This window comes from Streptomyces sp. NPDC051207 (assembly GCF_040682395.1).
Taxonomy (GTDB): domain Bacteria; phylum Actinomycetota; class Actinomycetes; order Streptomycetales; family Streptomycetaceae; genus Streptomyces.
In genome coordinates this window covers 43476-66387 of the sequence record NZ_JBFBAX010000003.1, presented here as the reverse complement: position 1 = coordinate 66387, position 22912 = coordinate 43476, and the positions used below count along the sequence as shown (strand labels likewise).

At 74.3% G+C, this 22912-nt stretch carries 19 protein-coding genes and 1 riboswitch; of the genes, 7 read left to right on the top strand and 12 right to left on the bottom strand.

Features of this window, described 5'->3' with window-relative positions; all coding sequences use genetic code 11:
- Positions 1-70: 70 nt before the first annotated feature.
- The 9 genes from cobI to AB0M97_RS03795 all read right to left on the bottom strand — a co-directional run bounded on the left by cobI (position 71) and on the right by AB0M97_RS03795 (position 12901).
- Complete coding sequence (cobI, locus tag AB0M97_RS03835) at positions 71-802, bottom strand: precorrin-2 C(20)-methyltransferase (RefSeq protein WP_365959102.1); 732 nt, start codon at positions 800-802, stop codon at positions 71-73.
- Complete coding sequence (locus AB0M97_RS03830) at positions 799-2235, bottom strand: cobyrinate a,c-diamide synthase (RefSeq protein ID WP_365959101.1); 1437 nt, start codon at positions 2233-2235, stop codon at positions 799-801. The genes cobI and AB0M97_RS03830 overlap by 4 nt, the downstream gene beginning before the upstream one ends.
- On the bottom strand, positions 2235-2834 hold the full coding sequence (gene cobO / locus AB0M97_RS03825) for a cob(I)yrinic acid a,c-diamide adenosyltransferase (protein WP_365959100.1): 600 nt from the start codon (positions 2832-2834) through the stop codon (positions 2235-2237). The genes AB0M97_RS03830 and cobO overlap by 1 nt, the downstream gene beginning before the upstream one ends.
- On the bottom strand, positions 2834-4852 hold the full coding sequence (locus AB0M97_RS03820; RefSeq protein ID WP_365959099.1) for a putative cobaltochelatase: 2019 nt from the start codon (positions 4850-4852) through the stop codon (positions 2834-2836). The genes cobO and AB0M97_RS03820 overlap by 1 nt, the downstream gene beginning before the upstream one ends.
- Complete coding sequence (cobN, locus tag AB0M97_RS03815) at positions 4849-8499, bottom strand: cobaltochelatase subunit CobN (protein ID WP_365959098.1); 3651 nt, start codon at positions 8497-8499, stop codon at positions 4849-4851. Before cobN ends, AB0M97_RS03820 begins: the two co-directional genes overlap by 4 nt.
- Entirely contained in the window at positions 8496-10007 is a 1512-nt protein-coding gene (locus AB0M97_RS03810; RefSeq protein WP_365959097.1) for a cobyric acid synthase, read from the bottom strand. The genes cobN and AB0M97_RS03810 overlap by 4 nt, the downstream gene beginning before the upstream one ends.
- A complete protein-coding gene (locus tag AB0M97_RS03805; RefSeq protein WP_365959096.1) occupies positions 10004-10948 on the bottom strand; it encodes a cobalamin biosynthesis protein in 945 nt (314 codons plus the stop codon). The genes AB0M97_RS03810 and AB0M97_RS03805 overlap by 4 nt, the downstream gene beginning before the upstream one ends.
- Positions 10949-11068: 120 nt before the next feature.
- A riboswitch (cobalamin riboswitch) is annotated at positions 11069-11143 on the bottom strand.
- Between the two features lie 242 nt (positions 11144-11385).
- A complete protein-coding gene (locus AB0M97_RS03800; protein ID WP_365959095.1) occupies positions 11386-11607 on the bottom strand; it encodes a hypothetical protein in 222 nt (73 codons plus the stop codon).
- Between the two features lie 52 nt (positions 11608-11659).
- Complete coding sequence (locus AB0M97_RS03795) at positions 11660-12901, bottom strand: inorganic phosphate transporter (protein WP_365959094.1); 1242 nt, start codon at positions 12899-12901, stop codon at positions 11660-11662.
- A gap of 243 nt (positions 12902-13144) precedes the next feature.
- Here AB0M97_RS03795 and AB0M97_RS03790 point away from each other — a divergent pair, with 243 nt between their 5' ends.
- The 3 genes from AB0M97_RS03790 (at position 13145) to AB0M97_RS03780 (ending at position 16622) form a co-directional block, all read left to right on the top strand.
- A complete protein-coding gene (locus AB0M97_RS03790) occupies positions 13145-13906 on the top strand; it encodes a class II aldolase/adducin family protein (protein WP_365959093.1) in 762 nt (253 codons plus the stop codon).
- 53 nt (positions 13907-13959) lie between these two features.
- Positions 13960-15066 (top strand): alpha/beta hydrolase, encoded by a 1107-nt coding sequence (locus AB0M97_RS03785; protein WP_365959092.1) that lies wholly within the window; start codon positions 13960-13962, stop codon positions 15064-15066.
- Between the two features lie 158 nt (positions 15067-15224).
- Positions 15225-16622 (top strand): hypothetical protein, encoded by a 1398-nt coding sequence (locus tag AB0M97_RS03780; protein WP_365959091.1) that lies wholly within the window; start codon positions 15225-15227, stop codon positions 16620-16622.
- A gap of 21 nt (positions 16623-16643) precedes the next feature.
- Here AB0M97_RS03780 and AB0M97_RS03775 read toward each other — a convergent pair whose 3' ends face one another.
- Both AB0M97_RS03775 and AB0M97_RS03770 read right to left on the bottom strand, forming a co-directional pair.
- Positions 16644-17057, bottom strand: coding sequence for a VOC family protein (locus AB0M97_RS03775; RefSeq protein ID WP_365959090.1), 414 nt, complete (start codon positions 17055-17057; stop codon positions 16644-16646).
- Between the two features lie 94 nt (positions 17058-17151).
- On the bottom strand, positions 17152-18039 hold the full coding sequence (locus AB0M97_RS03770; protein ID WP_365959089.1) for a neutral zinc metallopeptidase: 888 nt from the start codon (positions 18037-18039) through the stop codon (positions 17152-17154).
- A gap of 274 nt (positions 18040-18313) precedes the next feature.
- On the opposite strand from AB0M97_RS03770, the gene AB0M97_RS03765 reads away from it, so the two are divergent.
- From AB0M97_RS03765 to AB0M97_RS03755, 3 genes are all read left to right on the top strand, one after another.
- Positions 18314-19912 (top strand): ABC-F family ATP-binding cassette domain-containing protein, encoded by a 1599-nt coding sequence (locus tag AB0M97_RS03765; protein WP_365959088.1) that lies wholly within the window; start codon positions 18314-18316, stop codon positions 19910-19912.
- Between the two features lie 353 nt (positions 19913-20265).
- Positions 20266-20487 carry a helix-turn-helix domain-containing protein gene (locus AB0M97_RS03760; protein ID WP_018567695.1) on the top strand — a complete coding sequence of 74 codons (222 nt, stop codon included), beginning with the start codon at positions 20266-20268 and terminating at the stop codon, positions 20485-20487.
- Positions 20488-20629: 142 nt separating this feature from the next.
- Positions 20630-21433, top strand: a complete 804-nt coding sequence (locus AB0M97_RS03755) for an enoyl-CoA hydratase/isomerase family protein (protein WP_365959087.1) — start codon at positions 20630-20632, stop codon at positions 21431-21433.
- A gap of 26 nt (positions 21434-21459) precedes the next feature.
- On the opposite strand, the gene AB0M97_RS03750 is transcribed toward AB0M97_RS03755, so the two are convergent.
- Complete coding sequence (locus AB0M97_RS03750) at positions 21460-22305, bottom strand: nucleopolyhedrovirus P10 family protein (RefSeq protein ID WP_365959086.1); 846 nt, start codon at positions 22303-22305, stop codon at positions 21460-21462.
- A gap of 85 nt (positions 22306-22390) precedes the next feature.
- On the opposite strand from AB0M97_RS03750, the gene AB0M97_RS03745 reads away from it, so the two are divergent.
- Complete coding sequence (locus AB0M97_RS03745; protein ID WP_365959085.1) at positions 22391-22885, top strand: Asp23/Gls24 family envelope stress response protein; 495 nt, start codon at positions 22391-22393, stop codon at positions 22883-22885.
- Positions 22886-22912 lie beyond the last annotated feature (27 nt).

The following is a 22912-nucleotide window of genomic DNA, read 5'->3' as shown; positions in this document are numbered from 1 at the left end:
GAAGCACGAGGGCTCTGCGGGGGCGGCGGGGCCGCGCGCTGTCGGTCTCCGCACAGCGCCCCCGGTGCCGTCACAGCTTGCCGCCCCGGCCGCCCTCGCGCCGGGGCGGCGCGATGAGCGTCGACAGGTACGGCAGGGGAGCGCCGTCGAGGTCACCGGCCGGCCGGATGGACTCCGCGGGCAGCCCGAGCGCGGACCCCCACACGGCGTCCCCGATCCGCCCGGTCTCCCGCAGCGCCTCGGCGACCTCACCGGCCTGCCGCCCGAACTTGTACGCCACGACGGTCCCGGGACCGTTCAGGGCGTCCTTGAGCACGGCGGCCCCGGCGGTGACCGGCACCAGCGTCAGCGGCTCGGTCCCCTCCGTCAGCACGGCACCCGACCGCGCGGCCAGGTCCTGCATGGCGGTGATGCCGGGCACGGTCTCCACGACCGTCCCGGGCACCAGCTCGGCGACGGTCTGCGCCAGATACGTGAACGTCGAGTACACATTGGGGTCGCCGATGGTGGCGAAGGCGACCGAGCCGTGCGCGCGCAGCAACTCGGCGACGCGCCCGCCGGCCGCGTCCCAGGCGGCCTCGCGGCGGGCCCGGTCGGTGCGCTCGTTCAGCGCGAACACGACCCGCACCACCTTCTCGGCGGGCACGTAGTGCAGCACGGTCGCCTCGGCCCGCCCGCGTTCGCCGGTGTCCATCACCGGCACGACGACGACCTCGGCGGCCCGCAGGGCGTTGACGCCCTTCACGGTCACCAGCTCCGGATCGCCCGGACCGACCCCGATCCCGATCAGCCTGCTGCTCATGACGTCCGGCACCTCTCCACGAACCGACGGGCGACACCGGGCGCGGACGCCCAGTGCGTGTGCAGGTAACTCGCGTGCACACCGCGCTGTACGAAGCCTTCGACCCGCCGCGCGGGACCGCGTACGCCCCAGGCGGGTGCCGCCCCCGCGCCGGGCTCGACGGCGGTGCGGTGGAACTCGTGCCCCCGCATCCGCGTCCCGGCCACGGCGAGCGAACTGTCCCCGACGGCCACGGCGTCCCGGTATCCCAGGGTGAGCTTCTCGGTCATCCGCGCCGTGGCGTCGAGCACCCCGCACATCGGCAGCCCGTCCAGCTCCCGGCACAGATACAGCAGCCCGGCGCACTCGGCGGCGACGGGCGCCCCGCTCTCCGCGAGCGCGGTGACGGCCTTGCGCAGGCCCTCGTTGGCGGACAGCTCGGCGGCGTACACCTCGGGGAACCCGCCGCCGATCACCAGTCCCCGTGTCCCGTCGGGCAGCCGCTCGTCCCGCAGCGGATCGAAGGTGACGACCTCGGCCCCGGCGGCGGTGAGCAACTCGGCATGCTCGGCATAGGAGAACGTGAACGCGGCCCCTCCGGCAACGGCGACCCGCGGCCCGTCCGGAGCCTGAGGACGAGGCCCCTCGGGCCGCAGCGGGGGTCCGGGGGCGGCAGCCCCCGGGGAAGGGCGGGGAAAGGGCGGCGAGGGCGACGAAGCCAGCGCCTCGGCCGCGTCCCACACCGCGCACGACAACGCACCCGCACTGCGCGCCAGCGCGGCCAGCGCCTCCAGATCACACCCGCCGGCAACCTGCGCCGCCATCGCGGCAACGGCGTTCACGGCCTGGGCCCGCCGCTCGGCGACCGGCACCAGCCCCAGATGCCGCGACGGCGTCTCCACCGGAGCCGCCCGCCGCAGCACACCCAGCACCGGCACCCCCGCCGAGTCCAGCGCCTCCCGCAACAGCTCCTCGTGCCGGTCCGACGCCACCTTGTTCAGGATCACGCCCCCGACCCGCACCCGGGGGTCCCAGGACGCGAAACCGTGCACCAGCGCCGCCACCGACCGCGACTGCGACGACGCGTCGACCACGAGCACCACCGGCGCCCGCAGCACCTTGGCGACCTGCGCGGTGGACGCCAGCTCGCCCTCCCCGGCGGCACCGTCGTACAGCCCCATCACGCCCTCGACCACGGCGATGTCGCAGCCGCGCGCCCCGTGCGCGAACAGCGGCCCGATCAGCTCGGGTCCGCACAGATACGCGTCGAGGTTGCGCCCCGCGCGCCCGGTGGCGAGCGCGTGGTACCCGGGGTCGATGTAGTCCGGGCCGACCTTGTGCGGGGACACGGCCAGCCCCCGCGCGGTCAGCGCGGCCATCAGCCCCGTGGCGACGGTGGTCTTGCCGCTGCCCGAGGAGGGCGCGGCGACGACCAGCCGCGGCACGGACGACATCACCACTCGATGCCCCTCTGCCCCTTCTGCCCGGCGTCCATGGGGTGCTTCACCTTGGACATGTCGGTCACGAGGTCGGCGAAGTCCACCAGCTTGCCGGGCGCGTTCCGCCCGGTGATCACCACGTGCTGGGTGCCGGGCCGGTCCCGCAGCACCTCGATCACCTCGTCGGTGTCGACCCAGCCCCAGTGCATCGGGTAGGCGAACTCGTCCAGCACGTACAGCCGGTACGTCTCGGCGGCCAGGTCCCGCTTGACCTGCTCCCAGCCCTCGCGGGCCTTCTCCTCGTTGTCCATCTGCGCGTCGCGCTGGACCCAGGACCAGCCCTCGCCCATCTTGTGCCAGTCGACGGTGCCGCCCTCGCCGCTGGCGCCCAGCACCCGCAGCGCGTTCTCCTCGCCGACCTTCCACTTCGCCGACTTGACGAACTGGAACACCCCGATCGGCCAGCCCTGGTTCCAGGCGCGCAGCGCCAGCCCGAACGCGGCGGTGGACTTGCCCTTGCCGACGCCGGTGTGCACGACGACCAGCGGCCGGTTGCGCCGCTGACGCGTCGTCAGACCGTCGTCGGGTACGACCGCCGGCTTCCCCTGAGGCATTACGCCACCCTCCTGTTGTCCTGTACGTCCTTGACCAGACCGGCGATCGAGTCCGCCCGCAGCTCGTCCAGCGTCACGGCCGTACCGCCGAGCTCACCCGCGAGCTGCCCGGCGAGCCCCAGCCGCACCGGCCCCGACTCGCAGTCCACGACCACCGACGCGACACCCTCGGCGGCGAACAGCCGTGCCGCCCGCCCCGCCAGCGCGACCGGCTCCGGGCCGCCCGTGGCCCGCCCGTCGGTCACGACGACGACCAGCGCCCGGCGCGCCGGGTCCCGCAGCCGCTCCACCCGCAGCACCTCGTGCGCCCTGAGCAGCCCGGCCGCCAGCGGCGTACGGCCGCCCGTCGGCAGCGACTCCAGCCGGGCGGCGGCGGCGTCCACCGACGACGTCGGCGGCAGCGCCACCTCGGCGCCCGCGCCCCGGAACGTCACCAGGCCCACCTTGTCCCGCCGCTGGTAGGCGTCCAGCAGCAGCGACAGCACGGCACCCTTCACGGCGCTCATGCGCTGCCGCGCCGCCATCGACCCGGAGGCGTCCACGACGAACAGCACGAGGTTGCCCTCACGCCCCTCCCGCACCGCCTGCCGCAGATCGTCCCGGCGCACCACGAGCCCGGGACCCGACCGGCCGCGCGCCCGCTGGTGCGGCGCCGCCGCCCGCACGGTCGCCGCCAGGTGCAGCTTCGTCAGCGCCCCCCGCGGCCGGCGCGCCCCGGTGGTGCGCCCGTGCTCGGTCCGCGCCCGCGAACGCCGCCCGGCGGCGCCCTCACCCAGGCCGGGCACGCTCAGCACCCTGGCACGGAACGGCTCGGCGGCCCGTACGGCGGACTGCTCACCGGCACCGGCCCCGGACGGCTGCGGCTCCCCGCCCTCACCGGCCTCCGGCCGCGCGCCCGTGTCCCCGTCGCTGTCGGGCGACCCGGACGGCGACTGACCGCCACCTCCACCGGGTCCGTCGGGGTCGGGATCGTCCTCGGGGCCGCCGTCGCCCTCGCCTTCACTCTCGCCGGAGAACTCCTCCAGCGTCTCGTCCAGCGTGTCCTCGTCCAGGCCCGGTGCGTCGAACGGGTTGCGGCGCCTGCGGTGCGGCAGCGCCAGCAGCGCCGCCTGCCGCACGTCCTCGGCCAGCACGTCGGTACGGCCCGCCCACGCGGCCAGCGCCGTCGCCGTGCGCGCCATCACGATGTCGGCACGCATGCCGTCCACCTCGAAGGCGGCACAGGTCGCCGCGATCTGCCGCAGCGCCCCGTCACCGAGCCGCACCTGCGGCAGCAGCTCCCTCGCCGCGACGACCCGGGCCCGTACGGCGGCCTCCTCGTCGGCCCAGCGCGCGGCGAACCCGGCCGGGTCGTCCTCGTACGCCAGCCGCCGCCGGACGACCTCCACGCGCTGGTCGGGTTCGCGCGAGGCGGACACCTCGACCGTCAGCCCGAACCGGTCGAGCAACTGCGGGCGCAGCTCGCCCTCTTCGGGGTTCATGGTGCCGACGAGCAGGAAACGCGCGGCGTGCCGCACGGAGACGCCCTCGCGCTCGACGTAGGAGGCGCCCATCGCGGCGGCGTCCAGCAGCAGGTCGACCAGATGGTCGTGGAGGAGGTTGACCTCGTCGACGTAGAGGATGCCGCGGTGCGCGCCCGCGAGCAGGCCCGGCTCGAAGGCCTTCACGCCCTCGGCGAGCGCCCGCTCGATGTCGAGCGCGCCGACGAGCCGGTCCTCGGAGGCACCGACGGGCAGCTCGACCATGCGCGCGGGCCGGCTCACCCCGCCGCCGGTCTCGTGCGGCCCGTCCGGGCAGGACGGGTCGGGTGCGGCGGGGTCGCAGGAGAACCGGCACCCGGGGACGACCGCCACCTCGGGCAGCAGCGCGGACAGCGCACGCACCGCCGTGGACTTGGCGGTGCCCTTCTCGCCGCGCACCAGGACGCCACCCACCCGCGGCGACACCGCGTTCAGCAGCAGCGCGAGCCGCAGGTCGTCCTGGCCGACCACGGCCGTGAACGGAAAGGGAGTGGTCACCGGTCGCCCTCCAAGTCGCCTTCGAGCTCCAGATAGGTGGCGCGCAGCCGCTCCAGCGTCTCCGCGTCCGGCTCCGCCCACAGACCGCGGTCCGCCGCCTCCAGCAGCCGCTCGGTGATGCCGCGCAGCGCCCACGGGTTGGACTTCCGCATGAAGTCCTGGTTCTCCTGCGAGAACACGTACTCGGCGGCCAGCTTCTCGTACATCCAGTCGTCCACGACCCCGGCCGTGGCGTCGTAGCCGAAGAGGTAGTCGACGGTGGCCGCCATCTCGAAGGCGCCCTTGTAGCCGTGCCGGCGCATCGCCGCCATCCAGCGCGGGTTGACCACGCGGGCGCGGAACACGCGGTGCGTCTCCTCGCCCAGCGTGCGGGTCCTCACCTGGTCGGGCGTCGCCGAATCACCCACGTACGCCTCGGGGCTCGCGCCCGTGAGGTGCCGGACCATGGCGACCATGCCGCCGTGGTACTGGAAGTAGTCGTCGGCGTCGACGAGGTCGTGCTCGCGGGTGTCGACGTTCTTCGCGGCGACCGCGATCCGGCGGAACGCGGTCTCCATGTCACCGCGCGCCGCCCGCCCGTCCAGCCCGCGCCCGTAGGCGTAGCCGCCCCACACCGCGTACACCTCGGCGAGGTCGGCGTCCGAGCGCCAGTTGCGGGCGTCGATCAGCGGCAGCAGACCGGCGCCGTACGCGCCCGGCTTGGAGCCGAAGACGCGGGCGGTGGCGCGCCGCCGGTCGCCGTGCGCGGCGGTGTCCTCGTCGGCGTGCGCCTTCACGAAGTTCTGCTCGGCGGGCTCGTCCAGCTCGGCCACCGCGCGCACGGCGTCGTCGATCAGGCCCACGACGTGCGGGAACGCGTCCCGGAAGAAGCCGGAGATGCGGACCGTGACGTCGATGCGGGGCCGCCCCAGCTCCGCCAGGGGCACCACCTCGAAGCCCGTCACGCGGCGCGAGGCGTCGTCCCACACGGGGCGGCAGCCCAGCAGCGCGAGGATCTCGGCGATGTCGTCGCCCTGCGTGCGCATCGCGGACGTGCCCCACACGGTGAGTCCGACGGACTTCGGGTAGGCGCCGGTGTCCTGGAGGTAGCGCTGCACCAGCGAGTCCGCGAGCGACTGGCCGACCTCCCAGCTCAGCCGGGACGGGATCGCCTTGGGGTCGACGGAGTAGAAGTTCCGGCCGGTCGGCAGGACGTTGACCAGGCCGCGCGTGGGGGAGCCGGAGGGGCCGGCGGGCACGTAACCGCCGTCCAGCGCGCGCAGGATGTGGCCGATCTCGTCCGTGGTGCGCGCCAGGCGCGGCACGACCTCGCGGCAGGCGAACTCCAGCACCGCCACCGCCTCCGGGAGTTCGGCGCCGACGACCTCACGGACCAGGGCGGGGACCGCCGCCGCGTCCCAGTCGCGCGCCTCCATGCCCTCCGCGAACCGCCGGCACAGCTGCTCCAGCAGGTCGATCGTGTCGGCGGCGCTGCGGGCCGGGCCGTCCACGAGGCCGGTCAGCTCGGCGGGCACCTTCACGGCAGCGCCCGGCTCGGCGAGCAGCTCCTTCTCGTCCAGGCCGAAGTGGGCGGCGAGCGCCGCCCGGAGGCCTGGCAGCGCGTTGGCCTGCCCGCCCCACACCTGGGAGGCCCGCAGCACCGCGAGGACCAGGTTCACGCGGGGTTCGCCGACCGGGCCGCCGCCCAGCACGTGCAGGCCGTCGCGGATCTGCACGTCCTTGATCTCGCACAGGTAGCCGTCGATGTGCATGACGAACTCGTCGAACGCCTCGTCGTCGGGCTGCTCGTCCACGTGCAGGTCGTGGTGCAGCTCCGCCGCCTTGACCAGCGTCCAGATCTGCGCGCGCACCGCCGGGGCCTTCCCCGGGTCCAGGTCGGAGACGAGCGCGTACTCGTCGAGCAGCTGCTCCAGCTTGGCCAGGTCGCCGTAGGTGTCGGCCCGTGCCATCGGCGGCACCAGGTGGTCCACGACGGTGGCGTGCCCGCGCCGCTTGGCCTGGGTGCCCTCGCCGGGGTCGTTGACGATGAACGGGTAGACCAGCGGCAGGTCGCCGAGCACGGCGTCCGGGGCGCAGCCGCCGCTGAGGCCGAGGCCCTTGCCGGGCAGCCACTCCATCGTGCCGTGCTTGCCCATGTGCACGATCGCGTCGGCGCCGAAGCTGTTCTCCAGCCAGCGGTAGGCCGCCATGTAGTGGTGCGAGGGCGGCATGTCCGGGTCGTGGTAGATCGCGATCGGGTTCTCCCCGAAGCCGCGCGGCGGCTGGATCATCACGACGACGTTCCCGAACCGCAACGACGCCAGCACGATGTCGTCGCCGTCCACGTACAGCGAGCCCGGCGGCTCGCCCCACGCCTGGAGCATGCCGTCCCTGAGCTCGGGGTCGAGCGTGTCGAACCAGGCCCGGTAGTCGGCCAGCGGCACCCGCGCGGGCGCGGCGGCCAGCTGGTCCTCGGTCAGCCACTCCACGTCGTGGCCGCCCGCCTCGATGAGCCGGTGGATCAGCTCGTCCCCGTTGTCCGGGTAACCGTGGACGCCGTAGCCCGCGTCCCGCAGCGCGTCCAGCACCCGCACCGCGGAGGCGGGCGTGTCCAGGCCGACCGCGTTGCCCACCCGCGAGTGCTTCGTCGGGTACGCGGTGAAGACCAGCGCGAGCTTCTTGTCCGCGTTCGCCTTGTGCCTGAGCCGGGCGTGCCGTACGGCGATGCCGGCGACGCGCGCGGCACGCTCCGGGTCGGCGACGTACACGGGCACGTCGTCCGGGCCCTGCTCCTTGAAGGAGAACGGCACGGTGATCAGGCGCCCGTCGAACTCGGGGATCGCCACCTGCATCGCCGCGTCCATCGGGGACAGCGCGGCGTCCGACGCGTCCCAGGCGGCACGCGAGGAGGTCAGGCACAGCCCCTGCAGCACGGGCACGTTCAGGTCGGCGAGCGCGCCGATGTCCCACGCCTCGTCGTCGCCGCCCGCCGAGGCCCCCGAGGCGTGCGTGCCGCCCGCCGCCAGCACGGTCGCCACCAGGGCGTCCGCGGTGCCGAGCAGCTCGTACAGCCCGGCGTCGGCGCCGCGCAGCGAACCGCAGTACACGGGCAGGGCGTTGGCGCCGTGCGCCTCGATCGCGTCGCACAGGGTGTCCACGAAGGCGGTGTTGCCGCTCAGCTCGTGCGCCCGGTAGAAGAGCACGCCGACGGTCGGCCGGCCCTCGGCCGCCACGCGCGCGCCGTGCACGCCGTACTCCGGCATCTTCTGCGGCTCGGTGAAGCCCTCGCCGGTCAGCAGCACGGTGTCCGACAGGAACCGGGCGAGCTGCGTGAGGTTGTGGGGGCCGCCCTCCACGAGGTACTTGAGCGCCTCCGCGACGACCCCGGCCGGCACCGACGACTCGGCCATCAGCTCGGCGTCCGGCACGGCCTCGCCGCCCAGCAGCACGGTGGGCACACCGGACGCCTTCAGCGCCGCGAGCCCGTCCTCCCAGGCCCGCTTGCCGCCCAGGAGGCGTACGACGGCGACGTCCGTGCCGTCGAGCAGCGCGGGCAGCTCCCCGGCGACGTCCACGCGGGTGGGATTGCCGATCCGGTAGGACGCGCCGGAGGCACGGGCCGCCAGCAGGTCCGTGTCGGCGGTCGACAACAACAACACTGTGCTCATGCGGGCGCTCCCGGTGGGATGAAAGGCAGTCCTTGTGGCGCGCCGGACTCGATGAGCCGCCACAGCGCGTCCGTGTCCGCGTGCTGTTCGATCAGGTCGCCGAGCCGGTCGAGCTGCTCCTCGCGCAGCGCGGCGAACGACGTGCCGGGGGCGGGCACGAAGCGGCGGCCCGCGGCGGCGGCCACCTCGCGCAGGAAGGCCCGCCGGAAACCGTCCGACTCCAGCGAGCCGTGCCAGTGCGTGCCCCAGGCCTGGCCGACCCGGCAGCCGTCCAGGAAGGCCTCCCCGCCCAGGACGTCGGCGACCCCGTGGTGGATCTCGTAACCCTCGACCCGCTCGCCGAGGGCCTCCCCGGCCGGCCGCGTGAGGGTCTTCTCGCGGGCGAACCGCACCCGCACGGGCAGCACGCCGAGCCCGTCGACATGTCCCCGGCGGCTCTCCACGTCGTCCTCGATGTGCTCGCCGAGCACCTGGAAGCCGCCGCAGATGCCGAGCACGGGCCGACCCTCGCGGGCGCGCCGCACGACGGCCTCCGCGAGCCCCCGCTCGCGCAGCCACTCCAGCGCCCGGACGGTTGCGCGCGTACCGGGAAGCACCACGAGGTCCGCGTCCGCCAGTTCCTCCGGCCGGTCCACGAACCGCACCACCACGCCCGGTTCGGCGGCCAGCGCGTCCACGTCCGTGAAGTTCGACATCAGCGGCACCGCGCACACGGCGACCCGCAGCACGTCCTCCCCGACGGGCGGCGCGGTGTTCGACTCGCGCACGGTGCCGCGCAGCGAGACCCTGAGCCCGTCCTCCTCGTCGATGCCGAGTCCGTGCCGGAACGGCAGCACCCCGTACGAGGGCCGCCCGGTGAGGCCGTGCAGCATGGCGAGGCCGGGCTCCAGCAGGGACACGTCCCCGCGGAACTTGTTGACGAGGAACCCGGCGACGAGCGCCTGGTCCTCGGGCGAAAGCAGCGCGACCGTGCCGAAGAACGACGCGAAGACGCCGCCGCGGTCGATGTCGCCGACGACCAGCACGGGCAGCCGGGCACGGCGTGCGACGCCCATGTTCACGATGTCCGTCCGGCGCAGGTTGATCTCGGCCGGGCTGCCCGCCCCTTCACAGATCACCGCGTCATACGTGCCCCGCAACTCGGCGAGGCAGTCCAGCACCGTGCCCAGCAGCGCCTGCTGCCGCCCCCCGTGGTAGCCGCGCGCGCTCAGCTCGCCCACCGGTCTGCCCAGCAGCACGACCTGGCTGGACTGTTCACCGCCCGGCTTCAGCAGGACGGGGTTCATCAGCGCGGTCGGCTCGATGCGGCACGCCTGCGCCTGCATGGCCTGCGCCCGCCCGATCTCGGCGCCCTCCCGCGTCACGAACGAGTTCAGCGACATGTTCTGCGCCTTGAACGGCGCCACCTTCACGCCCTGCCGCACCAGCCACCGGCAGATCCCCGCCGTGACGACGCTCTTGCCGGCGTCGGAGGTGGTACCGGCGACGAGCAGCCCTCCACCGTTCATGACGTACGTCCCTTCACGAGGAGCCGTCCGGCCGCGCACACGCCGAGCGCGAGCAGGCCCACCCGCCGCGACAGCCGCACGGCCCGGTCGATGTCACCGACCTCGACGGCGCGCCCCGCCGCTCCGTTGAGCACCGGCCGGTGCTCCACCCGCCCGCCGTACGACAGCGTGCCGCCCAGCCGCACCCCGAGGGCACCGGCGAACGACGCCTCCACGGGCCCGGCGTTGGGGCTCGGGTGGCGGCCCGCGTCGGCACGCCAGGCCCGCAGCGCGCCCCGGGGGTTGCCGCCCGCGGCGGCGGCGAGGACGGCGGTCAGTCGGGCGCCGGGCCATCCGGCGAGGTCGTCCAGGCGGGCGGAGGCCCAGCCGAAGCGGCGGTAGCGCGGGGACTTGTGGCCGACCATCGCGTCCAGCGTGTTGACGGCCCGGAAGCCCACCAGGCCCGGCACACCGCCCACCGCGCCCCACACCAGGGCACCCACCACGGCGTCCGAGGTGTTCTCGGCGACGGACTCGACCACGGCCCGGGCGATGCCGCCGGCGTCCAGCGCCTGCGGATCGCGCCCGCACAGGTGCGGCAGCCGGGCCCGCGCGGCCTCGACGTCCCCGGCCTCCAGAGCGCGCCCGACGGCCCGCGCCTCGCGGGCCAGTGACGTGCCGCCGACGACGGCCCAGGTGGCGGCTGCGGTCAGCGCGACGGAGGCGGCGGGGGAGCGGCGTACGGCACGGTCGGCGAGGGCGGCGGCCGAGACGGCCCCGCCGACGCAGACGGCGGTGTGCAGCGCGCCCCACCCGCGGTGGTCCCGCCGGCACACCCGTTCCACGGCAGCCGCGGCCCGGCCGAACGCGGCGACCGGGTGCCCGCGGCGCGGATCGCCGAGGAGCAGGTCGCCGAGGAGGCCGGTGGCGGCGCCGTACGCGAAGACGCGGTCGGCACCCATCGGCTCAGCCGGCCACTGTCACAGACGGGTCGCTGGTGGTGTTCCTCGGTCGGCAGCCGCGCATGGCGATATGTCCTCACTCAGGGTGTCCGCGCCCTGGTTCGACGAGACCGGCGGTGAGAGTTCCTGGCTCCCGGGGTCTTCGAACCCCGGTGACAGTGGCGGGACCGCGCCGGATTCGCACCGGCTTCCTCTCGTGCCGCCGTACTTGGCCCCGGAAGTCCACCACGCCCCGAGAACACCCGTCAACTTGCCGTTGACCTGCGCGGGCGGAGTGTGCGGAGGCCCACACGACGGCCTGACGCGCACGGCCCGGACACGGCACGCGCACGGCTCCGGTACGGCACCGGCAGGGCACGCGCACCGCCCGGGTACGGCGAAGCGGGGTGCGGGACGGTGGTCCGTCCCGCACCCCGCGGTGCCCGCGCGCGGTGGCGTCAGGCGACGATCAGATAGATGCCGTAGCCCACGGCCGCCGCGCACGCCGCGAAGCACGCGTACGCGCCGGTGACCGCGAGGGCCGCGGTCCCGCCCTGCTCGGCGGCCCGCTCACGGCGGGACAGTCCGGCGATGCCGACGCTGAACAGGGCCACGAGGGCCACGGTGACCACGAGGCTGATTCCGAAGACGGAGCCGAGGGCCGCCCAGTCGATCTTCATGCTGCTTCTCTTCCTTCGTACCTGGCGTACCCGGCGAACCGGGCGCCGGGTCTCAGACGGTCGTGGTGGCCGACGGGGTCTTGGCGTCGGCGGAGGCCTGGGCCGGGACGGTCGCCGAGAAGCCCTCGGGCACCGTGCCCACCGGGGGCGGGGTGACCGCGGCCATCGCGGTGCTCACGACGCCGGCCGGCTCGTCGATGTCGTTGACGTTCGTGTGGTCGACGATCTCGCGGCGGGAGATCTTCCAGATGGCGAAGCTGGAGACCACCAGGAAGACCGCGACGAGCGCCGTGCCCCAGTCGCCCAGGCCGCACACGAACTCGGCGGCGGCGGCGACCAGGGCCGCGGCCGGCAGCGTCAGGCCCCAGGCGATGAACATCCGGGTGGCCGTCGACCAGCGGACCACGCCGCCCTTGCGGCCGAGGCCCGCGCCCATCACCGAACCGGAGACGGAGTGCGTGGTGGAGAGGGAGAAGCCCAGGTGGGAGGAGGCCAGGATGACCGTGGCCGCGCTGGTCTGGGCGGCGAAGCCCTGCTGCGGCTGGAGGTCGGTCAGGCCCTTGCCCATGGTGCGGATGATGCGCCAGCCGCCGAGGTAGGTGCCCAGCGCGATGGCGATGCCCGCGGAGAGGACGACCCACATGGGCGGGTCGGAGTCGGGGGCGACGGCGCCGCCGGCGACCAGGGCGAGGGTGATGACGCCCATCGTCTTCTGGGCGTCGTTGGTGCCGTGGGCGAGGGAGACCAGGCCCGCGGAGGCGATCTGGCCGGAGCGGTAGCCCTTCGCGGCGGCCTTGCCGTCGGCCTTCTTGCCGAGGGTGTAGGTCAGCCGGGCGGCGATCATCGCGGCGACGCCCGCGACGAGCGGGGCGGCGATCGCCGGGATCAGCACCTTGGTGACGAGCACGTCGCCGTGCACCGCGCCGATGCCCGCGGAGGCGATGGTGGCGCCGATCAGGCCGCCCATGAGGGCGTGCGACGAGCTGGACGGAAGACCGACCAGCCAGGTCAGCAGGTTCCAGAGGATCGCACCGACCAGCGCGGCGAAGATGACCTCGGGACGGATGCCGGTCTCGTCGACGAGACCCTTGGAGATGGTGTTGGCGACCTCCACCGAGAGGAAGGCGCCCACGAGGTTCAGCACGGCGGACATGGCCACCGCGATCTTGGGCTTGAGTGCACCGGTCGAAATGGTGGTGGCCATCGCGTTGGCGGTGTCGTGGAAACCGTTCGTGAAATCGAACACGAGTGCGGTTACCACCACAATCGCGAGAATCAGCGAGAAGCTTTCCATTTACCCATGCAATCGTTCGAGGTCATTGGCGTGTCGACCGTAGGTAACCAGAGTGAACGGAAGGTGAACTGAGAGGGGCTTCGGGGTGACTGGGGGAAGGGGTTGACGTCACTCGTCGACCCGGGCGCCGGGCGTGCAGGCCCCCGGGCGCCCCTGGCCGCCCCACGCGCCGGTCCCGCGCGCGGCGGAGGAGATGTTCGTCACCCGCTCCGGCACCCGGCCCCGGCCTGGCAGGATCGCCGCATGGCAGAGCACCGCGAGGAGGTACCGGTGGCGGGGGACGGGCGCAAGGGAGAGCCGCGGGCGCACACCCGGACGGCGGGGGCGGGGACCCGGAGTGCGGGGGCTGCGCGGGTCCCCACCGCGGCGCAGGCGCAGGCCTGGGACGAGCTGGTCGCGGCGGCCCGCCGGACGGTCGGTGACGGCCTGGTCGTCGGCACCTCCGGCAACGTCTCGGTACGCGTCGGCGACACCGTCCTGGTCACCCCGTCGGGCGTCCCCTACGACCGGCTGACCCCGGACGACATCACCGGCGTCGGCCTCGACGGCCGGCAGGTCCTCGGCACCCTCGTGCCGACCAGCGAACTGCCCATGCACCTCGCCGTGTACCGCACCACCGACGCCCGCGCCGTCGTCCACACCCACGCCGTGCACGCCACCGCCGTCTCCACGCTCGTGCCCGAACTGCCGCTGATCCACTACATGGCCGCGGCCCTCGGCGGCCCCGTCCGGGTCGCCCCCTACGCGACGTACGGCAGCCCCGAACTGGCCGAGAACATGCTCCGGGCCCTGGCCGGCCGCACCGGCTGCCTCCTGCAGAACCACGGCACCGTCACCCACGGCGCCACCCTCGACCAGGCCTACGACCGCACGGCCCAGCTGGAGTGGATGTGCCGCCTGTGGCTCACGGCGTCGTCCGTCCCCGGCGCGACCCCGACGCTGCTGACGCGCGAACAACTGACCGAAGTGCAGGAGAAACTCAAGGGCTACGGGCAGCGCCGCTGACCCCCGGGCCCGTCCCACTGGCCCGTGCGCGGCTCCGCCGGGACACTGGACGGGTGCGCACAGTCAACGCGACGGCCGCCGCCGTCACCGCAGCCCTGGCAGCGGGCGCCGCGAGCGTCGCCGCCGGCCGGTTCGCCAGTGACGCCGCGCTCAAGGCGCCCCCCGGCCGGCCCCTGCCGACCGAACCCCGTCTGACCGTGCACGGCACGGCCGCGGGCCGCGTCGCGCTCACCCGGGACCCGGCGGCCCTGCGCCCCGGCCACTACGGCCTCGCCGGCGACGGCTCGCACGCGGTCGTCGGCCCCGTCCTGCCCGCCGCCGAGCACACCGCCGACACCGTCGTGCGCCGCCTGGAACGCGTCACCCACGGCACCCTGAAACCCGGCGACAAGGCCTGGCTCACCCCGAACCTGCACGTCGGCGACCCCGGCACCGCCCTCGGCCTGGACCACGCCGACGTCGAGGTGCCCGGCGAACTCGGCGCGCTCCCGGCCTGGTTCGTGCCGGGCAGCCGGGAGACCTGGGTCATCGCGGTGCACGGCCTCGGCACCACCCGCGAACACACCATGAACGTCATGCCGTTCCTGCGCCGCCACCACTTACCGGTGCTCGCCCCCGCCCACCGCGGCGACCCCGGCGCCCCCCGCTCGCCGGACGGGGTCGGCCACCTCGGCGAGACCGAGTGGCACGACCTGGACGCGGCGCTCCACCACGCCGTGCGCTCCGGCGCCCGCCGGGTCGTCCTGTACGGCTGGTCCACCGGCGCCGCCATGGCGCTGCGCGCCGCCGCCCGCTCACAGCTGCGCGACCGGGTCAGCGGGCTGGTCCTGGACTCCCCGGTGCTGCACTGGGAGACGACGCTGCGCGCCCTCGCCGCCGCCCGCCGCACCCCCGGCGTGCTGCTGCCGCTCGCGGTGCGCGCCGCGCGGGGCCGCATAGGCGCCTGCACCGGTCCCGCCGCCCCGCGCGTGCCGACGCTCGTCGTGCACGGGCCCGGCGACCGGGTGGCCCCCTGGCAGCTGTCCCGCCGCCTCGCCGATTCCCGCCCCGGCCTCATCACCCTGCACACCGTCCGCGACGCCCCCCACGGGGCCATGTGGAACGCCGACCCGGACGGCTACGAAGAGACCCTGCGCCGCTTTCTGACCCCCCTGATGTGATCGCTGCCGGGCCACCCGCCCGGCGATTCCGTTTCATGCCGTACCAGTGGCCTGAGCCGATGCCGCACCGCTCACGGAAGCAGGTGCCCGGGCCGCCCTCACGCCCCCCGGCGCCATTCCGTTTGGGTTTTCGGACCGTCAACCGGAAGACTGCACCCGTGACGTCCCGTATTCCGCGCGACTCCAGGCTCCGACTCGTCCGCCCGCGATCCCTGGCCGCCGCCCCCAGAGCGGTGAACCAGCGGCCCTCGCGCCGCCCGGCACCGCGCCCCCCGGAGGGCACCCCCGCACGGTCAGAACTGGCCAGAATGGCACGCTCCGAGCTGGCCGGCGCCGCCCGCGTGGCCCGCTGGGCCGACAGCGCCCTCGGCCCCGGCCGCGGCGGCGCCACCGCCGACGGCAAGGCCACCCTCTCCGACGCGACCGCCGAACAGGCCGCCCGGGACCTCGGCCTGACCACCGCTCAGGTGCGGGCCGACTGGGACACCGCCCGCCTCGCCGGCCTCGTCGAGGTGCACGGCGGGCGCGCCCGCCCCGGCTGGCGGCTGCGCGCCTGGCACCGCGACGACAGCGCCGTACTGCGCGGCTGGGTCGCCCTCTTCGACGCCTGGTCGCTCGCCTTCCCCGAGCCCGACGGCCACGCGCCCGCCGCCGTCGCCGAGGTCGTCTCGGCCATGCCGCAGGTGCTCTCCTTCCTCCAGCTGTCCGCCGGGCCCGTCCCCGTCCCGCAGCTCCTCGACCTCCTGGAGCAGCGCGTCACCGAACTGCGCACCGAGCGCTGCGAGATCCCCTACGGCCCCCAGCCCGAGCCCGTCGCGCCCCAGCCGGACGACGCCCCGCTGGAGCCGCTCCTCGACTGGGCGCTGCGCGCGCTCGCCTCGGTCGGCGCCCTCACCTACGGCGACGGGCAGGCCACCCTCACCCCGCTCGGCAGCTGGGCGGTCTGGGTCAAGCTGGAGCAGATCTGCGTCGCCGCGCAGAGCCCCGCCGGGAACATCGAGCAGTCCGCCGAGGCGATGCTGCGCGGCTGCGCCCAGCTCCGCCCGAACGCGGCCCGCGCCGAGTACCGCGCCTGGCTCGCCGCCCGCCCCGTCGGCAGCGCGGTCGCCGAACTGCTCGGCGCCGCCCGCGGCGAGGACGCCCTGCTGCGGGGCCTCGCCTTCGAGGCGCTGCGCGTCGTCGGCGCCCCCGCCGAGCACGACGTCCGCGCCGTGCTGGAGGAGCCGACGCTGCGGCCGTACGCCCTGCTGTGGCTGGCCGAGCACGACGGCGTCGACCCCGAGGACGCCCACGAGGTCCTCACCCGCGAGGAAGCCACCTGGCTGTGGGTCGACACCGCCGCCGCGGTCGCCGACCACGGCGACGCCCCGCTGCTCGTACGGCACCTGGAGTCCGCGGTGCAGCCCACCGTCCCGGCGCTGCTGGAGGAGGTGCGCGCCGTCGGGCATCCGCGCACCGTGCAGGTGCTGGTCGCGCTGGCCGCCGCGCACCCCGATCCGGCGCTGGCGAAGGCCGTGCGCCGGGCCGCCTTCCAGGTGCACACCGGGGCCGGCTGACCGCCCGGGGCGCCCCCCGAGTCAGCTCCCGAGCGCCGGCGCGTACGTGCCGAAGCTCCAGACGTTGCCCTCGAGGTCGCGGGCCATGTAGTCCCGCGAGCCGTAGTCCTGGTCCGTCGGGGGCATCAGGATCTCCGCGCCGTGCTCCACGGCCCGCTGGTGGTGTGCGTCGACGTCGTCCACGACGACGTACACCCCGGTGGTGCCCGCGCTCTTCATCGCCGCGTCGAACACGCCGCCGCGGCCCTTGGAGCCGAGCATCACCGCGCCGTTGCCCTGGGCCAGCTCGGCGTGCAGCACCGTGCCGTCCTCGCCCTCGTAGACCGACAGCTCCGTGAAGCCGAAGGCCTCCGTGAGCTGCCGGATCGCCGCCTTCGCGTCCGCGTACAACAGCGTCGGGTAGATGCTCGGGGGTCCGCCGATCGAGCCTGCCATGCCGATCACTCCCTCGTGATCCCTGCGGGATTCCTCACCTGCCGCCCAGTCTCGCAGCCGCCACTGACAACGGCCCGTCCCGCGGGAGCCGGCCTCAGCGGAAGGTGTCGCACCGGTCCATGTCCCCGGTGCGGTACCCCTGGTCGAACCAGCGCTGACGCTGAGCCGCCGACCCGTGCGTCCAGGTGTGCGGCGTCACCCGGCCCTGGTACCGCTCCTGGATCCGGTCGTCGCCCACGGCCGCCGCCGCGTCCATGCCGTCCCGGATGTCGGCGTCCGTCAGGTCGGTGATCAGCGGCCGTCCCGTCGACTCGTCGGGCGTCGACGTCGCGTGGTGCGCCCACACGCCCGCGTAGCAGTCGGCCTGGAGCTCCACCCGCACCGAGCCGCTGTCCTCACCGGTCCGCCCGTCCCGCGACCGCTCCAGCGTGCCCGTGAGGTCCTGGACGTGGTGCCCGTACTCGTGCGCCACCACGTACGCCTGAGCGAACGGCCCGCCGCTCGCCCCGAACTTGCTCCGCAGTTCGCCGAAGAACCCCAGGTCCAGGTAGACCTTCTGGTCACCGGGGCAGTAGAAGGGGCCCACCTCCGACGTCGCCGAGCCGCACCCGGTGCCCACCCGCTCCGTGAAGAACACCGTCGCCGATCGCGTGTACGTGCCGCCGCGCCGCTCGAACTCCTGGTCCCAGTAGTCCTGCACGCTGTTGACGACCGCCACGATCCGGCAGTCGTCCCGGGTGTTCGCGTCCTGCCCGGTACGGCACGACTGCTGCACCTGGCCCTGCGAGGACGGGGCCGCCGCGGGCTCCCCGCCCTCGGTGAGCCCCAGCTGGTCCGGGCCGACCCCGAGGAACAGCCCCAGCAGCAGCGTGACCAGCCCCACGACCCCGCCGCCCACGGTCGCCCGGCCACCGGGGATCCGGCTGCCGCGCACGTCCCGCACCTCGGAGGTGTCCAGATCCGCCCGGTCGTCGAACTGCATGGGCACCGCCCTCCGTACTCCTGGCCCGCACCCGGACCGCCGCCTGCCGTCCGCGCCGCCGCCCGCACCCGCACGCCGGGCGCCGGTCCGGCCGGGCGGCGCGCCCTGCCGTCCGTCTGCGACTTCCCGGGCCCCGCCCCCGCACACCCGGCGCCAGGAAATGTGGTTGCACTGCCCCGGTAGACTGGCCCCCATGGCCTTTCTCCTCGCGCATTAGACGGCGGGAACGTCCTCAGCCGCCCATCCCGCCCCCACCCGCCCAGGAGTCTGACCCGTGATCTCCGCCTCCGGCATCGAGCTGCGCGCCGGTGCCCGCGTCCTCATCGAAAACGCCAGCTTCCGTGTCGCCAAGGGCGACCGCATCGGCCTCGTCGGCCGCAACGGCGCGGGCAAGACCACCCTCACCAAGTGCCTCGCAGGCGACGCCATCCCGGCCGCGGGCGCCATCACCCGCTCCGGCGAGGTCGGCTACCTCCCGCAGGACCCCCGTACCGGCGACCTCGACGTCCTCGCCCGCGACCGCATCCTCTCCGCGCGCGGCCTGGACACCCTGATCCGCAAGATGCGCGAGAACGAACAGCGCATCGCCAACGGCCAGGGCGCCACCCGCGAGAAGGCCCTCAAGCAGTACGAGCGCCAGGAGACGGAGTTCCTCACCAAGGGCGGGTACTCCGCCGAGGCCGAGGCCGCCACCATCGCCGCCGCGCTGAACCTGCCCGACCGGGTGCTCGGCCAGCCCCTGCACACCCTCTCCGGCGGTCAGCGCCGCCGCGTCGAACTGGCCCGCATCCTGTTCTCCGACGCGGACACCCTGCTGCTCGACGAGCCGACGAACCACCTCGACGCCGACTCGATCGTCTGGCTGCGCGACTACCTGAAGACCTACCGCGGCGGCTTCATCGTGATCTCCCACGACGTCGACCTGGTCGAGACGGTCGTCAACAAGGTGTTCTACCTGGACGCCAACCGCGCCCAGATCGACATCTACAACATGGGCTGGAAGCTCTACCAGCAGCAGCGCGAGGCCGACGAGAAGCGCCGCAGGCGCGAGCGGCAGAACGCCGAGAAGAAGGCCGCCGCGCTCAACGCCCAGGCCGACAAGATGCGCGCCAAGGCCACCAAGACGGTCGCCGCGCAGAACATGGCCCGGCGCGCCGAGAAGCTGCTGGCCGGCCTGGAGGACGTCCGCCAGTCCGACAAGGTCGCCAAGCTGCGCTTCCCCGAGCCCGCGCCGTGCGGGAAGACCCCGCTGATGGCCGAGGGCCTGTCGAAGTCGTACGGCTCCCTGGAGATCTTCACGGACGTCGACCTGGCCATCGACAAGGGCTCCCGCGTCGTCATCCTCGGCCTCAACGGCGCCGGCAAGACCACCCTGCTGCGGCTGCTGGCGGGCGTCGAACAGCCCGACACCGGCATGGTCGTCCCCGGCCACGGCCTCAAGCTCGGCTACTACGCCCAGGAGCACGAGACCCTCGACCCCGACCGCACGGTCCTGGAGAACATGCGCTCCGCGGCGCCCGACCTGGACCTCGTGGAGGTCCGCAAGGTGCTCGGCTCGTTCCTGTTCTCCGGCGACGACGTCGACAAGCCCGCCGGTGTCCTGTCCGGCGGGGAGAAGACCCGGCTCGCCCTCGCCACCCTGGTGGTCTCCTCGGCGAACGTGCTGCTGCTGGACGAGCCCACCAACAACCTCGACCCGGCCAGCCGCGAGGAGATCCTCGGCGCGCTGCGCACCTACAAGGGCGCCGTCGTCCTCGTCACGCACGACGAGGGTGCCGTCGAGGCGCTCCAGCCGGAGCGGATCATCCTGCTCCCGGACGGCGTCGAGGACCTGTGGGGCTCCGACTACGCCGACCTCGTCGCCCTCGCCTGACCCCGCTCCCGCCGAACCGGACCGCATTGATCCACTCCGTATGGATCATTCGGCCCATCGGTGATCCACCATCTGTGTGAGATCTCCTCGTATCGAGGTGTGTCGTACACGGATTTCGCGGCCGATCCCTCACTCCCCGAGGGGTCGGCCGTCGCGCTCGCCTGACCAGGAACTTCACGGGACAACCCGTTCGGACGTACGGATCCCACCCGCTGGAAGAGTCGATTCCGGTTGTGGGGACGCACTCCCGTCGTCACAACGATGTCTCACGGACCTTGCCGAATGGGTGGCCATCCTGCCCCGGAGGGGTGATCATGAGGAGACCAGAGCGCACTTCCCATGAGGAGGCACGGGTGGCCGAGACTCTGAAGAAGGGCAGCCGGGTGACCGGCGCCGCGCGCGACAAGCTCGCGGCAGACCTGAAGAAGAAGTACGACGCCGGTGCGAGCATCCGGGCGTTGGCCGAGGAGACCGGCCGCTCGTATGGCTTCGTGCACCGCATGCTCAGTGAGTCGGGCGTCACGCTGCGAGGGCGTGGCGGGGCGACCCGGGGCAAGAAGGCCGCATCGGCCTGACGCCCCGGGCGACCCCACGGCTCCGACGGTGGCCACCCGGTCGGCGGACCAACCCGCCGGGTGGTTACTGTGCAGTCACTTAGGGATGCCGTACGGACCTCCGTACGGCGTCCGCTCTGACCGCACCCATCGGAGGCGCCCCATGGCTTCGCCCGCCAAGGACCTCGGTCCGGTACTCGACAAGGACGGGGTACGGCTCACCGTCGACGACGCGATCGCCACGGTGACGCTGACCAACCCCGCCAAGCGCAACGCGCAGAGCCCCGCTCTGTGGCGGGCGCTCGCCGAGGCGGGCCGGCTGCTGCCGGGCACCGTCCGGGTCGTCGTGCTGCGCGCCGAGGGCAAGTCGTTCTCGGCCGGGCTCGACCGGCAGGCGTTCACACCCGAGGGCTTCGACGGGGAACCGTCGTTCCTCGACCTCGCGCGTGGCGGCGACGCCGAGCTCGACGCGGCCATCGCCGAGTACCAGGAGGCGTTCACCTGGTGGCGGCGCAGCGACATCGTGTCCGTCGCCGCCGTCCAGGGGCACGCCATCGGGGCGGGCTTCCAGCTCGCGCTCGCCTGCGACCTGCGCGTCGTCGCGGACGACGTGCAGTTCGCCATGCGCGAGACCAGCCTCGGCCTGGTGCCCGACCTGACCGGCACCCATCCGCTCGTCGGCCTGGTCGGCTACGCCCGCGCGCTGGAAATCTGCGTCACCGGACGGTTCGTCACGGCCGAGGAATCCGTCGCCACGGGCCTCGCCAACCTCGCCGTGCCCGCCGACCAGCTCGACGACGCCGTACGCGACCTGACGTCGGCGCTGCTCGCCGCCGACCGGAACGCCGTCGTGGAGACCAAGGCGCTGCTGCGCGGCGCCCTCGACCGGGACTACGAATCGCAGCGCGCCGCCGAACGCGCGGCACAGGCACGCCGACTGCGGGACCTGGCCGGGATCGGCGACTGAGCCCGTCCGCCCCCGTCCCCGGACCGTCACTCCACGGCGGTGACCAGCACCGTCACCGTCGGCCGGTCCGGCAGCACCTCGGCCGCCCGCGCGCGGACCTCCCGGGCCACGTCCAGGACGCGGTGGTCCGCGCGCACGGCGCACTGCACCTGAACGTGGCGTCTCGGCAGCGCGGCGGCCCCCGCCGTCTCCTGGAACCGCACCGGCCGCCCCGGCACGCCCGTCAGCCGGGTGACACCGGGGACGGCGAGCACGGCACGGGCCACGCGGGCGGCGTCGCCGGAGGCCGAGGTGTCACCGGGCCCGGAAGGGTCCGGCAGGTCCGAGGACCCCGGGGCGGCGTCGCCGGGGGGCGTGGCGTCGCCGGGCCCGGCAGGGTCCGGTGCGCCGGAGTCGTCGGCAGGTGTCGCACGGCCCGAGCCCTCGGCAGCAGGCGCTTCGCCCGGTCCCGCGGCGGCCTCCTGCGAACCCTCCAGGTCCTCCAGCAGCGCCGTCACCCGGAGGTCCACCTCCGTCACCCGCAGCCCGAGCCGGTCCGCCGCCGCGGCCGACAGCGCCGCCCGGAGCCGGGAGGCCGTCGTCGGCAGCGGCTCGGCCGCCGTCGCCGCGAAGTCGGCCGTCACGCGCAGCGGGCCGGGCGGCAGGGCGCCGGGCGGGGGCGGCACCACCGGGTCGTCGGTGTCCTCCGGGTCGGCGAGGGCGATCCGCAGCCCGTCCGGCCGCACCCCCGGCACGTCCCGTGCCGCACGCCGCAGCACCGCCCCGGCCGCGGCCTCCGCGAGCCACGCCCCGTCACGTGGTCCGCCCAGCGGCAGCAGCCTGCCGAGGCCCAGTTGCTGCCGTACCGCCCGTTTCCACCCGTCCGCTGTCATTCCTCCAGCCTGCCGCATCCCCGGCGCGCGGGAGGGCAACCGCGCTTACGGTGGTCGTGAGGACGACCGAAAGGGACGTGTGGACATGAGTGACACGACCGAGCCGAACCGGACGGGTGTGCCCGAAGACGCCAAGGAGCTGCCCGACGCCTCCGCCCGCAGGACGCAGTCGGCCAAGCGCGGCGGGGGAGACCCCGCGAGCCGGGGACGGACCACCATCGCCGACGGGGTGGTCGAGAAGATCGCCGGACTGGCGGCCCGGGACGTCGTCGGCGTGCACGCCATGGGCAGCGGCATCTCGCGGACCTTCGGCGCCGTACGGGACCGGGTGCCCGGCGGGGCCAAGTCGGTGACACGCGGGGTGAAGGCCGAGGTCGGCGAGGTGCAGACGGCGCTCGACCTGGAGATCGTCGTGGACTACGGCGTCGCCATCGCCGATGTCGCCCGGGACGTGCGGGAGAACGTCGTCGCCGCCGTCGAGCGGATGACGGGCCTGGAGGTGGTGGAGGTCAACATCGCCGTGAGCGACGTGAAGCTCCCCGAGGAGGAGGACGAAGAACCCGAGCCCCGGATCCAGTGAGCCGCACCCGACGACGAGGCTGATGAG